Source organism: Pseudomonas sp. SCA2728.1_7, assembly GCF_018138145.1.
Taxonomy (GTDB): domain Bacteria; phylum Pseudomonadota; class Gammaproteobacteria; order Pseudomonadales; family Pseudomonadaceae; genus Aquipseudomonas; species Aquipseudomonas koreensis_A.
In genome coordinates this window covers 1,032,110-1,045,442 of record NZ_CP073104.1, presented here as the reverse complement: position 1 = coordinate 1,045,442, position 13,333 = coordinate 1,032,110, and the positions used below count along the sequence as shown (strand labels likewise).

Annotated in this window: 10 protein-coding genes; 6 read left to right on the top strand and 4 right to left on the bottom strand. The window is 58.6% G+C overall.

Annotated features, from left to right (window positions below; translation table 11 throughout):
- Positions 1–56: 56 nt before the first annotated feature.
- Together KBP52_RS04540 and hppD are read left to right on the top strand one after the other, a co-directional pair.
- A complete protein-coding gene (locus KBP52_RS04540; protein ID WP_116028979.1) occupies positions 57–1,004 on the top strand; it encodes an EamA family transporter in 948 nt (315 codons plus the stop codon).
- Positions 1,005–1,249: 245 nt separating this feature from the next.
- Entirely contained in the window at positions 1,250–2,326 is a 1,077-nt protein-coding gene (gene hppD / locus KBP52_RS04535) for a 4-hydroxyphenylpyruvate dioxygenase (RefSeq protein ID WP_007912211.1), read from the top strand.
- Positions 2,327–2,504: 178 nt separating this feature from the next.
- Here hppD and rarD read toward each other — a convergent pair whose 3' ends face one another.
- The 3 genes from rarD to KBP52_RS04520 all read right to left on the bottom strand — a co-directional run bounded on the left by rarD (position 2,505) and on the right by KBP52_RS04520 (position 6,500).
- Entirely contained in the window at positions 2,505–3,386 is an 882-nt protein-coding gene (gene rarD, locus KBP52_RS04530) for an EamA family transporter RarD (protein WP_077573089.1), read from the bottom strand.
- 294 nt (positions 3,387–3,680) lie between these two features.
- On the bottom strand, positions 3,681–4,694 hold the full coding sequence (locus KBP52_RS04525) for an aldo/keto reductase (protein WP_123595583.1): 1,014 nt from the start codon (positions 4,692–4,694) through the stop codon (positions 3,681–3,683).
- Between the two features lie 495 nt (positions 4,695–5,189).
- Complete coding sequence (locus KBP52_RS04520; protein WP_116028976.1) at positions 5,190–6,500, bottom strand: MFS transporter; 1,311 nt, start codon at positions 6,498–6,500, stop codon at positions 5,190–5,192.
- Between the two features lie 171 nt (positions 6,501–6,671).
- Here KBP52_RS04520 and KBP52_RS04515 point away from each other — a divergent pair, with 171 nt between their 5' ends.
- The 3 genes from KBP52_RS04515 to KBP52_RS04505 all read left to right on the top strand — a co-directional run bounded on the left by KBP52_RS04515 (position 6,672) and on the right by KBP52_RS04505 (position 10,976).
- Positions 6,672–7,790 carry a sugar diacid recognition domain-containing protein gene (locus KBP52_RS04515; protein ID WP_212622191.1) on the top strand — a complete coding sequence of 373 codons (1,119 nt, stop codon included), beginning with the start codon at positions 6,672–6,674 and terminating at the stop codon, positions 7,788–7,790.
- A 217-nt stretch (positions 7,791–8,007) separates the two neighbouring features.
- Complete coding sequence (locus tag KBP52_RS04510) at positions 8,008–9,150, top strand: glycerate kinase (protein ID WP_116028975.1); 1,143 nt, start codon at positions 8,008–8,010, stop codon at positions 9,148–9,150.
- A gap of 200 nt (positions 9,151–9,350) precedes the next feature.
- Positions 9,351–10,976, top strand: a complete 1,626-nt coding sequence (locus KBP52_RS04505; protein ID WP_212622190.1) for a methyl-accepting chemotaxis protein — start codon at positions 9,351–9,353, stop codon at positions 10,974–10,976.
- Between the two features lie 69 nt (positions 10,977–11,045).
- Here KBP52_RS04505 and KBP52_RS04500 read toward each other — a convergent pair whose 3' ends face one another.
- Positions 11,046–11,777 (bottom strand): hypothetical protein, encoded by a 732-nt coding sequence (locus tag KBP52_RS04500; protein ID WP_212622189.1) that lies wholly within the window; start codon positions 11,775–11,777, stop codon positions 11,046–11,048.
- Between the two features lie 231 nt (positions 11,778–12,008).
- On the opposite strand from KBP52_RS04500, the gene KBP52_RS04495 reads away from it, so the two are divergent.
- Positions 12,009–13,196 (top strand): aminotransferase class I/II-fold pyridoxal phosphate-dependent enzyme, encoded by a 1,188-nt coding sequence (locus KBP52_RS04495; RefSeq protein WP_212622188.1) that lies wholly within the window; start codon positions 12,009–12,011, stop codon positions 13,194–13,196.
- Positions 13,197–13,333: the final 137 nt, after the last annotated feature.

The window sequence follows — 13,333 nt, the reverse complement described above, 5'->3', positions numbered from 1 at the left end:
GATGGGGAATGAGGTGAATGATACGGCAATCCTCAAGTTCTTAGGTCTGGAGCGTTATGCGCAACGTCGAGCAGCTGTATACAACATCGTCGGATATCCCCGTTTACCTGACACTGGCGGTGGTGACCATGATCTGGGGCGGGACCTTTGTCGCCGGACGTTTCCTGGCCGGCAGCCTGAGTCCGATGTTCGCCGCCAGCCTGCGCTTCCTGCTCGCCAGTGCGGCGTTGCTCGGCTTTTTGTGGCTGGCGCGGATCCCCTTGGTGCGGCCGAGCCCACGGCAGTGGCTGCAACTGCTGCTGTTGGGGTTCTTCGGAATTTTCTTCTACAACCTGTGCTTCTTTTACGGTCTGCACTACATCAACGCCTCGCGCGCCTCGTTGATCGTCGCGTTAAATCCGGCGGTGATCGGCTTGGCCTCATGGTGGTTGTTCAAGGAACGCCTGGGCCGGATGAAAACCGCCGGTATCGCCACCTGTATTGCCGGCGCCGGTCTGGTAATTGTCAGTCGCAATCCGCAATTACTGGCTGCAACGCCGGATGCATGGATCGGTGATCTGTTGATTCTCGGCTGTGTGTTGGGTTGGGGTGTTTACTCGTTGTTTTCCCGTGAATTGAATCAAACACTGGGGCCGGTGCAGACCGTGACGTACTCGATCCTGATCGGCACGCTGATGTTGTGGATTCTGGCGGCCGTACGCGGCGAGCTGAGCTGGCAGGCGCTGGATAACCTCGGCCTGCCGCAATGGCTGAGCCTGATCTACCTCGGCGTCCTCGGCTCGGCGCTGGCCTACATCGGCTATTACGATGGCATTCGTAAAATCGGCGCGACGCGTAGCGGCGTGTTTATCGCTTTGAACCCGTTGACGGCAGTCATCCTTGGCGCGCTGCTGCTGGGCGAGCAACTGACGCCGACCATGTGCTTGGGCGGTGCGCTGATCCTGGGCGGCATCTACCTGTGCAACAAACCCCTTGCAGCGGGCGCAAAAAAGCGGATTTTATAGGGAGGGCAGACAAGCCTATTTACGCTGTGTAGAATCGGGTTACGCATACAATAATAATCGTCTTCTGGCAGCAGAAGCCTCGCCCGCAAGAGCCTTGGGTCGACAATGAAGATATTCGGGTTTCAACTGATCTACGGTGACTTCCTCGCCCGCAGTGTGCGTGGCATCTCCTGCGCGCCACCCACCGACCTCACATGACTGACAAATAACCCTGGTTAATTGATAAGAAATGATGAGGCGCCACCATGGCAGATTTATACGAAAACCCAATGGGCCTGATGGGCTTTGAATTCATCGAGCTCGCATCGCCGGTGCCGGGCACCCTGGAGCCGATCTTCGAGATCATGGGCTTCACCAAAGTCGCCACCCACCGCTCGAAGAACGTGCACCTGTATCGTCAGGGCGCGATCAACCTGATCCTCAACAACGAACCGAACAGCGTTGCTTCGTACTTCGCTGCCGAGCACGGCCCGTCCGTGTGCGGTATGGCGTTCCGCGTCAAGGATTCGCAAAAAGCCTACAACCGCGCACTGGAACTCGGCGCCCAGCCGATCCACATCGAAACCGGCCCGATGGAGCTGAACCTGCCGGCGATCAAAGGCATTGGCGGCGCGCCGCTGTACCTGATCGACCGTTTCGGCGAAGGCAGCTCGATCTACGACATCGACTTCGTGTTTATCGAAGGCGTTGATCGCAATCCGGTCGGTGCCGGCCTGAAGATCATCGACCACCTGACGCACAACGTGTATCGCGGTCGCATGGCCTACTGGGCGAACTTCTACGAGAAGCTGTTCAACTTCCGCGAGATCCGTTACTTCGATATCAAGGGCGAATACACCGGCCTGACCTCGAAAGCGATGACCGCACCGGACGGCATGATCCGCATCCCGTTGAACGAAGAGTCGTCCAAAGGCGCGGGCCAGATCGAAGAGTTCCTGATGCAGTTCAACGGCGAGGGCATCCAGCACGTCGCGTTCCTCACCGACGACCTGATCAAGACCTGGGATCAACTGAAGAAGATCGGCATGCGCTTCATGACCGCGCCGCCAGACACCTACTACGAAATGCTCGAAGGCCGTCTGCCGAACCACGGCGAGCCAGTTGATCAGCTGCAATCGCGCGGCATCCTGCTCGACGGCGCCTCGGAGCAGGGCGACAAGCGTCTGCTGCTGCAGATCTTCTCGGAAACCCTGATGGGCCCGGTGTTCTTCGAATTCATCCAGCGCAAAGGCGATGATGGTTTCGGTGAAGGTAACTTCAAGGCACTGTTCGAGTCGATCGAGCGCGATCAGGTGCGCCGTGGCGTGCTCGCTACCGAGTAATCGGCCACTGAAATGAAAAAATCCCGGCCTGCAGAGATGCAGAGCCGGGATTTTTTTTGCTTCATACAAAACCTGTGGGAGCGAGCCTGCTCGCGAATACGTCCGTTCAATCAGCAACGATGTTGAATGAAAGACCGCATTCGCGAGCAGGCTCGCTCCCACATTTTCGTAGTTGCAGTCAAGGGCGGCGTTGCCGCATCAGGTGCTTGAAGCCTTCGAAGACCAGCACCACAACCGCCAGCCAGATCGGAATATACGTCAGCCACTCCCCGGACTTGATGCTCTCACCGAGCAACAACGCCACACCGAGCAGCAACACCGGCTCAACATAACTCAACAAGCCAAACAGACTGAACGGCAGCAAACGGCTGGCAATGATGTACACCACCAACGCCGACGCACTGATCAGGCCGAGCAACGGAATCAGCCACAGCAACCCCGGGTACTGATCGAACACGCCGAAACCTTGCTCGCCACCCTGCACAAACCACCAGGCGACGGGCAGCATCAGCGTCATGTCGACCCACAAGCCGCCCAGATTGTCAGTCTTCAGGTATTTGCGCAGCACGAAGTACAACGGGTAGCCAACCACGACCACCAGTGTCGCCCAGGAAAATCCGCCAACCTGATACAGCTCGTTCAACACCCCCAAAGTGGCGAAGAACACCGCAACCTTTTGCAGGTACGACAGGCTCTCGCCGTAGGCAATCCGCCCGGTCAGCACCATCGCCAGCGGCAGCAGGAAATAGCCCAGGGAGACGTCGAGGCTGTAGCCGTTGAGCGGCGCCCACATGAACAACCATAGCTGCACACCGAGCAGGGCGGCCGAGACGAGCAGCCCGGCGATCAGTTTTGGCTTTGCCGCAACCACGCGAATCAACTCCAGCACCCGCCGCCATTCTCCGGACACCAGCATGAACACGGTCATGCACGGCACGGTCAGCAGCATCCGCCAGCCGAAAATCTCTACGCCACTCAACGGCGTGAGCAGCGAAGTGTAGTAATACATGACGGCAAACAGCACCGAGGCTGAAACCGATAGAGCGATACCTTTAGACAAACTGTCCTCGCGGGTTGATGGTCAAACGGGGCGCGAAGGATACGTGGTTTTTGTGCTGAATATTGGCCGAGTGATCAATATTCCCCACACAAGCCCCTCACCCTAACCCTCCCGAAACGTCGGACCGCCCTGAGGGAGAGGGGACTGACCTGGGATGCTTCACGATATTCAGCGACGTGAAATATCGAGTCGATTATGGATTCACAACGAAAGTTTCAGGCAAAAGCGTAGCCTCAATATTCCCCAATCGGTTCCCTCTCCCTCTGGGAGAGGGCTAGGGTGAGGGCAGGGATCTCAAGCCGAACGCGGTTTACGCCCAGACACAAAATGGCTTACATCATTGAACCCCGGTGTCGATGAATGCCCCGGTGTCACCAGCGAGTCGATAAACGCTTCATCCTCCGCCGTGATCTTCACCGCCTGCGCTTTGCTGTACGCATCCCATTGCGCCTCAGTGCGCGGCCCGACAATCGCTGACGTTACCGCGCCGTTGTTCAACACCCAGGCAATCGCAAACTCAACTATCCCGACGCCGCGCTGCTCGGTGTACTGCTGAATCTGCTGGGCAATGCGCAGCGATTCCACGCGCCATTCGGTTTCCAGAATGCGCTTGTCCTGACGCCCGGCGCGGCTGTTGGCGTCCGGTGTCGCGTCCGGCGCGTACTTGCCGCTGAGTACGCCACGGGCCAGCGGACTGTAAGGCACCACGCCAAGGCCATAGGTTTGCGCCGCCGTAATCTGTTCGGTCTCGGCCTGACGGTTGACGATGTTGTACAACGGCTGACTGATCACCGGGCGATCAACGCCAAGGTTGTCGGCGATGCGAATCACCTCGGCAATCCGCCAGCCGCGATAGTTCGACAAGCCCCAGTAGCGAATCTTGCCCTGACGAATCAGATCGCCAATCGCCGACACGCTCACTTCAAGCGGCGTGTTGTGGTCTTCGCGGTGCAGGTAATAGATGTCGAGATAGTCAGTACCGAGCCGGGTCAGGCTGGCATCGATGCCATTGAAGATATGTTTGCGGCTCAAACCGCTGCGATTCGGCACACCGTCCACCGGGCCGAAACCGACCTTGGTCGCCAGCACCCATTCATGCCGATGGCGGGCAATCGCTTCACCGACGATCTCTTCGGAGCGGCCGTTGGTGTAGACGTCGGCGGTGTCGATGAAATTGATGCCCTGATCCCAGGCCTTATTGATGATGCGCAGCGAATCATCTGCGCTGGTCTGCTCGCCAAACATCATCGTGCCGAGGGTGAGGGTGGACACCTGCAAGCCCGAGTGACCGAGTGTACGGAAGCTCATGCCGAAATCCTTTTGTCGGTGGGAAAGGGTTAATCAAATACCAGAAGCGTGCAATGCGGCAAAGTGAATTATTGGCTAAACACAGCCCTCACCCTAACCCTCTCCCGGAGGGAGAGGGGACCGACCGAGTTGTTTGAAAGAGATACGCCGACGTGCAATACCGAGTCGAGCTCAAGTCTTGAAAAGCACCCAAATCTGCTCCCTTTCCCCAAGCCGTCATTGAGAGAGAGGGGACCGACCGAGGTGTTTGAGCGAGCAACACCGACGTGCAATACCGAGTCGAGCTCAAGTCTTGAAGAACACCAAAATCGGTTCCCTTCTCCCGAGTCGAACTCAAATCTTGAAAAGCACCGCAATCGGCTCCCTTTCCCCCTCGCCCCCTTGGGGGAGAGGGCTGGGGTGAGGGGGAAAAAATCTACAGGACGCCACAAACTCCAAGCCGAACCCCAATAAAAAACGACCCTGAAAAGGGCCGTTCTCCTGTGCATCAAAAACTCAAACCCGCAACGTCCGCGTCATGCGCAACGCCAGCAAACTCCCGCCGACAATCACCCCCGCCAGCAGATACAACGCCGCATCCGTCGACCCCGTGCTGTCCTTGACCCAACCCACCAGGTACGGGCTAAGGAACCCAGCCATCTGCCCCATCGAGTTGATCAACGCCAGCCCACCGGCCGCAGCCCCCGCGCTCAACATCGCCGTCGGCACCGGCCAGAACATCGGCAGACCCGTCAACGCGCCCATGGTGGCAATGGTCAAACCGAGAATCGCAATCGCCGGGTTAGCCGCGAAATTCACCGCGATCACCAGACCGATCGCGCCCATCAGCATCGGTACCACCAAATGCCAGCGACGTTCCTTGCGCAAGTCCGCCGAACGCCCGACCATCAGCATGAACACCGCCGCCAGCAGATATGGAATCGCACTCAGCCAGCCGATCACCAGGTTATCGCTGAAGCCAAGGTTCTTGATGATCGACGGCAACCAGAAGTTGATCGCGTACACGCCGCTCTGGATGCAGAAGTAGATCAAGCCAAACGCCCAGATTGCCGGGTTCTTGAACACCGCCAGCAGCGAGTCGGAGGTGGTCTTCGGCTTGTTCGCCAGGTCTTCAGCCTGATCCGCCTCAAGCACCGCACGCTCATGCGGGCTCAGCCATTTGGCGTTGGCGAAGCTGTCGCTCAGGAGGAAATAGGCAAGGGCGCCGAGGATCACCGTCGGAATACCCTGCAGAAGGAACATCCACTGCCAGCCGGCCAAACCACCTTGCCCTGCGGCGAAGTGATTGAGAATCCAGCCAGAGAACGGGCTGCCGAGCAATCCGGACACCGGGATCGCCGACATGAACAACGCCATGATCCGCCCACGGCGGAAAGTAGGAAACCACTGCGAGAGGTACAAAACAACGCCCGGGAAGAACCCGGCTTCAGCCGCACCGGTAAACAGCCGCAGAGTGTAGAACTCGGTCGGGGTGGTGACGAACAGCAGGCAGGTCGACAACGTACCCCAGGTGATCATCATCACGGCGATCCAGCGCCGTGGGCCGAATCTGGTCAGGGCCAGGTTGCTCGGCACGCCGCACAGCACGTAGCCGATGAAGAAGATACCGGCACCGAGGCCGTACACGGTTTCGCTGAATTTCAGTGCATCGAGCATCTGCAGTTTGGCAAATCCAACGTTGACCCGGTCGAGGTAGTTGAACAAGTAGCAGATGAAAATGAAGGGGATCAAACGCAGGGTGATGCGTTTGTAGACGGCGTTTTTATCGTCATCGATGGTCTGGGTAGCTGCGGCGCTCTGCGACATAGCGGCTCTCTCTTTATTATGATTTTTTGCGATGCAAAGGGTAACGTTGATCGCCCCGAGAGTCTCGGTCACCTTTGGCCGGATTGTCTTTGTGCCTGAGCACAGGGTTTGCCGCCAGACCCTGTGCGGGTGAACAACCGACCGCCGCGTTATTCAAGGATCTTGCCCATCATGTTTGAACTCGATCACGACCTCGCCCAGGACATCGTCGACCGGGCCATGGCCATTTTGCCCTACAACGTCAACGTCATGGACAGCCAAGGGCTGATCCTCGGCAGCGGTGAACCGGAGCGCATCAATACCCGTCACGAAGGTGCGCAACTGGTGTTGGCCAATGGGCGCGTGGTGGAGATCGACGCGCAGACCGCTGTGCATTTGAAAGGCGTGCAACCGGGGATCAACCTGCCGCTGTTGCTCGATCAGCGCTTGATCGGTGTGCTCGGCATTACCGGCGAACCGGAGCAACTGCGCACGTATGCCGAACTGGTGCGCATGACCGCCGAAATGCTCGTCGGCCAGCGCAACCAGCAAGCCGAGCAGCAATGGCGGCGCCAGCGTTGTGATGACTTGCTGGCATTGTTGTTGAGCGAGGCAGGGGACTCGCCGCGACTGGTCGATGAGGCGCAGCAACTTGGGCTTAAACCGCAATTGACGCGGGTGCCGTATCTGTTTGAGCTGGGACTTGAACATGGGCCGGGGCAAACCGTCGAGGCGCTGAGTGCCTGGCTGATCTCGCGTTATCCCGATAGCTGGTGCGTGAGTTCGGCGAAGTCGTCACTGCTCTGGTGTCGGCCGGCGAGTCAGCAGGTCGAGCATGATCGCCTGCTGGAAAAACTCGATGGCCTGGGCTGGAAGATTCTGCGCATCGCCGTGGGCGGGCAGGCCGATGGACTGGTGGGGTTGCGCCGTTGTTATCGGCGCGTCGGTGATTTGCTCGCCTATGGTCGGGAAGTGTTGCCGAACTCACGGCTGCTGACGTTGAACCGCTATCGGTTGCCGGTGATGTTGTGGCGGCACCGCAATGACGACGCACTGGACGAATTGCTCAAACCCTTGCGCAAAGTGATCGCCAAGGACGCCAACGGGCAGTTGCTGGCGACGTTGCGCAGTTGGTGCGAGCACGATGGCCAGAGTCAGGCGTGTGCCGATGCGTTGGGGATTCATCGCAACAGTTTGCGGTATCGGATGGAGCGGATTGCCGAGTTGAGTGGGGTTGATCCGCTCAGGCTGGATGGGATGTTGGCGCTGTATCTGGGGGTGCAGTTGCTGCCGCAGACTGATCCGAATTGATTGGGCGCCTTCAAAGACGCCATCGCGAGCAGGCTCACTCCTACATTTGGAATGCATTCCCCTGTAGGAGTGAGCCTGCTCGCGATGGCGGCGGTACATTCACCGCAGAGCCTTTTGTGAAAATGAACAATAAACGCCCCCGCCACTTGTGCAGCGGACAGGCGTCAATACGCAGGCCGACTGGCAGCATGAAGGGCATTGCAACCGGAGAATTCCCATGAAGATCGTCATCGCCCCCGACTCGTTCAAGGACAGCCTGAGTGCCCAAGGCGTCGCCGAAGCCATTGCCCTCGGCCTCGCTCAGGTGTGGCCGCAGGCAACGATGGTCAAATGCCCGATGGCTGACGGCGGGGAAGGCACGGTCGAGTCGATCCTCGCCGCGTGCGAAGGCGAACTTCGCCGCACTCGTGTGCGTGGCCCGTTGGGCGCGTCGGTCGACGCGGCGTGGGGCTGGTTGCCACACAACCACACGGCAATCATCGAAATGGCCGAGGCCAGCGGCCTGCAATTGGTGCCGCTCAGCCAACGCGATGCCTGCATCAGCAGCACCTTCGGTACCGGTGAATTGATTCGCGCAGCGCTGGATGCCGGCGCGCAACGGGTCATTCTGGCGATTGGCGGCAGTGCGACCAACGATGGTGGCGCCGGAGCGATGCAGGCGTTGGGCGTGAAGTTGCTCGATGCGCAGCATCAATCGCTGGTGCCCGGCGGTCTGGCGTTGGCGCAATTGGCGCAGCTGGACCTGAGTGAACTCGACCCGCGTCTGGCGCAGGTGCGCTTCGATATCGCTGCTGATGTGAACAACCCGCTGTGCGGCCCGCACGGTGCCTCGGCGATTTTCGGTCCGCAAAAAGGCGCCTCGCCGGCGCAGGTGCAGCAACTCGATCAGGCGTTGGGGCACTTCGCCGAACTCTGCGCGCGAGCGTTGGGCAAAGACGTTCGTGACGAACCGGGCAGCGGCGCGGCGGGTGGTTTGGGGTTCGCGGCCAAGGCATTCCTTGGAGCACAATTTCAAGCCGGGGTTGAAGTGGTTGCCGAACTGGTCGGCCTCGCCGAAGCCGTTAAAGGCGCCGACCTGGTAATCACCGGGGAAGGGCGATTCGATGCCCAGACCTTGCGCGGCAAGACGCCGTTCGGCGTCGCGCGGATTGCCAAGCAACACGATGTGCCGGTGATTGTCATCGCCGGCACCTTGGGCGAGGGTTACCAGGCACTCTACGATCACGGCATCGATGCGGCATTCGCCGTGACCAGCGGGCCGATGACGCTGGAGCAGGCCTGCGCCGAAGCACCACGTTTGTTGCGCGAACGCGCGACCGACATTGCCCGCGTCTGGCAGATGGCGAAACACAACGTGTGAAACAGGTCCACAGGGTGTTTCAATCTTGTAACACCCTGAAAAATAATTGCGCTTGACCCGCAATCTTCCTAAAGCCTGGCCGATACAGCTAACAGGCGCGCACATAACTTCCTAAAACAGTGACGCCTTACTGAGCCCGCCCCCACGGGCCAGTGATGACGCATGGACGCTCGTAGTTTCTATCTTTCGAGAGCTCAACTATGTCCCTGCGTAACCTCAATATCGCGCCCCGTGCCTTCCTCGGTTTTGCCTTTATCGCCTTGCTGGTGATCGTTCTCGGCGTGTTCGCCGTCAATCGCATGACCACCATCCGTCAGGCCTCCATAGACATGGATACCAACCAACTGCCCAGCGTGACGTACCTTGGCGTGGTAACGGAAAACGTTCTGCGCCTGCGGATTCTGTCGTTCCGGATTCTGGTCAACCGCGACCCTGCGGGTCTGCAAGAGGCGCAAACACGCATTGGCGTGCTGGTGGACAAGGTACGCGGTGCTCAGGCGAGTTATGCCGCGCTGCCTGCAGAGGCCGATGAGCGTGCCTTGTATCAGGCTTTCGCGACGACGCTCGACAACTACTTGCAAGCGCAAAATCTGATGATGGACCTGTCGCGCCAGGACAAAGTCGATGAAATGCGCACTCTGATCAACACGCGAATCAAGGACGGCACCGATCAGATGGGCGAGCAGCTCAACAAACTCATTGCGATCAACGCGGCTGACGCGAAAGCCGCTTCCAGTCAGGCCGGCGAACATTACGACAGCGCGATTACCGGCATTATCATCGTGTCGGTATTTGCAGCGCTGGCCACCGTGTTGCTGGCCTGGCTGCTGACGCGCAGCATCGTCACGCCGCTGAACCGTGCGGTGCAGGCCGCGCAAACCATTGCTGACGGCAACCTCACCAAAGTCATCGAAATCGATGGCAAGGATGAAGCGACGCAGTTGCTGCAGGCGCTCGCTACCATGCAAACCAACCTGCGCAAAACCATCGAGCAGATTGCCGGTTCCGCCACGCAACTGGGCGCTGCTGCCGAAGAACTCAGCGCGGTGACCGAAGAAGCCTCCCGTGGCCTGCAGCAGCAGAACAATGAAATCGAACAAGCCGCCACCGCCGTCAACGAGATGACCGCCGCCGTCGAAGAAGTCGCGCGCAACGCCGTGTCGACCTCCGAAGCCTCGAACCAGTCGACCCACGCCGCCCGCGAAGGTCGTGATCAAGTGGTGAAAACCGTCGACGCGATCCAGACCATGACCCACGACGTGCAGAACACCGCGCACATGATCGAAGGCCTCGCCGCGCAGGGCCGCGACATCGGCAAAGTCCTCGACGTGATCCGCGCCATTGCCGAACAGACCAACCTGCTGGCACTCAACGCGGCCATTGAAGCCGCACGCGCCGGTGAGGCGGGGCGGGGTTTCGCGGTTGTGGCGGACGAGGTCCGAGCACTGGCCCATCGCACCGCGCAGTCGACTCAGGAAATCGAAAAAATGGTCGCCGGTATCCAGAACGGCACCGGCGAAGCGGTTTCGTCGATGCAGCAAAGCAACCAGCGCACCCAGACCACCCTGGAAATGGCCCGCGCGGCCGGCGTGGCGCTGGAGCAGATCACCCAGTCGATCCATCAGATCAACGAGCGCAACCTGGTGATTGCCAGCGCCTCGGAAGAACAGGCGCAAGTCTCGCGCGAGGTCGACCGCAACCTCGTCAACATCCGCGATCTGGCCACGCAATCGGCCGCCGGGGCTAACCAGACCAGCGCCGCAACCCACGAACTGTCGCGTCTGGCGGTGGATTTGAATGCGATGGTGGCGCGTTTTGTGATTTGAGAAAAATGGAATTGCCTGAAGTGGGCTGAAACAGGTTATTGCTTCAGCCCGTTTTGACAAATCGCTGTTTCAAGAAAGGTTTACTTTAATACTTTCGTAAGCTGAGAACGGTCCTTTATTTTCTGCAAGATCTGCAAGCCTGTAAAAAACAAGTTTATCGCCGGAGCCATGCGCACGGATAATCTCGCCACTCAGTTTAATAACAGTAGGTGAGTTCGAGTCATGCACCGTTGTAATGATGACAGGACTATTCGTAAGTGAGCCATAGTGACATTCGATACTGTCGCAGGCTCGTTGCTGCAGATAGACGGGAATGATTCCCAAAACTTCATCACCGTGCTCGTCTAGATACTTCTGTGTAATCCCGTCACGGATGATCTCTGGCGGAAACTGTACGATTTCTCCAGGATTGCCGAAATTTGGAGCTGTTTTATCGATCGTAAAAGGCGTGTTCGCTGACGTCGCTGGATTCCCTCCTGTATTCACTATGTATGAAACCTTGTGTACGCCTTCCTGTTGCAGGTATTGCTCGGGGATATGGGCTTCAAACGGGAAAAGCCCAGGGTAAATAGGCGTCATGAAAGCAAAATCTGCCACTCCGATCCCGTTTAATAACAGCGTCAACGTTACGGGTACGCCTGGTGGATGATCTGAATCCGGCCATTTCTCAATCAATGTTTGCAAGGGGGCTGCCAACGCACTCAATGGCAACAAGTTAATTTGACTGCCAGGGAAGTTTACTAACGCGGCGGGGATTTCCGGTGGGGCCAGTTCGAGAATTGCTTTATTAAGATTTGTCATTGTTTAACGCTCCGTTGTTTCGATAAGAAAGACCTGCAAATGTTTCCGCAGGCTAATTAAGGGGGTGTTCTTGAAATTGGTCTACTGTCAACTCTGACAGGTAGGCATCCGACCGGAAATCGAGCACAGTACGAAGTTTTTCTTCAAACCCATCTTGCGGACAAAACGGCTGGCGCGTTTCGTGATTTGAGATACGGTGAAGGCTGGAGACCGCGCAATCAGGAGACGTACATGCGCTATTCAGCCTTGACCCAACGAATCGCCGGGGAGGGAGCCGCTGCCTGGCAGATTCACGACCGAGCGCTGGAGTTGCGCGCCGAGGGTGTCGATATCCTGCTGCTGAGCATCGGCGATCCGGATTTCGACACGCCTCTGCCGATTGTCCACGGCGCGATCGACAGCTTGTTGGCCGGCGATACCCATTATTCCGATGTGCGTGGCCGTTTGGCACTGCGCACGCTGATTGCCGAACGCCATCGTCGGCGCAGCGGTCAAACAGTCGATGCTGACCATGTGATCGTCATGCCCGGCGCGCAATGCGCGGTGTATTCAGTGGCGCAATGCTTGCTGGATCCGGGCGATGAAGTGATTGTTGCCGAACCGATGTATGTCACCTACGAAGGCGTGTTTGGCGCTTGCGGCGCGACGGTGGTGCCGGTGCCGGTGCGCCCGGAAAACGGCTTTCGCGTCGACCCGCTCGATGTCGCTGCGCGCATTACGCCGAAAACCCGCGCCATGCTGTTGAACAGTCCGAACAATCCCAGCGGCGCGAGTCTGTCACTGCTGATCTGGCAGGAGCTGGCGGCGTTATGCGTACGGCATGACTTGTGGCTGATCAGCGACGAGGTCTACAGCGACTTGCTGTACGAGGGGCAGCACGTCAGTCCGGCGAGTCTGCCGGGCATGGCTGAGCGCACTGCGACGATCAACAGCCTGTCGAAATCCCACGCCATGACCGGCTGGCGCATTGGCTGGATGATCGGGCCGAAATCGCTGGCCGAGCATTTGGTCAATTTGTCGCTGAGCATGTTGTTCGGCCTGCCGGACTTTGTGCAGAAGGCCGCAGAGATTGCGTTGCAGTCAGACCTGCCGGAAGTGACGCAGATGCGCGAGGAATATCGCCTGCGCCGGGATCTGGTCTGCGAGCGTTTGAATGGTTGTCCGGGGCTGTACCCGATTCGCCCCGACGGCGGCATGTTTGTGATGGTCGATGTGCGCCAAACCGGTTTGGGCGCTCAGGCGTTTGCCGAGCAGTTGCTGGAGGGCTATGGGGTTTCAGTCCTCGCCGGTGAGGCGTTCGGGCCGAGTGCGGCGGGGCATATCAGGATTGGTTTGGTGTTGGATCGGGTGAAACTGGCGGATGCTTGTGCACGGATTGCGTTGTGTGCGGCGCAGTTGTTACAAGCGCGCAGTGCCTGATGGTTTTGCAGCGCCGTTACTGGCCTCATCGCGAGCAGGCTCACTCCTACAATGATTTGAGGTGTACACAAATTCAGTGTTCACCCGGACCCTTGTAGGAGTGAGCCTGCTCGCGATAGCTATTTAACAGGCAATAA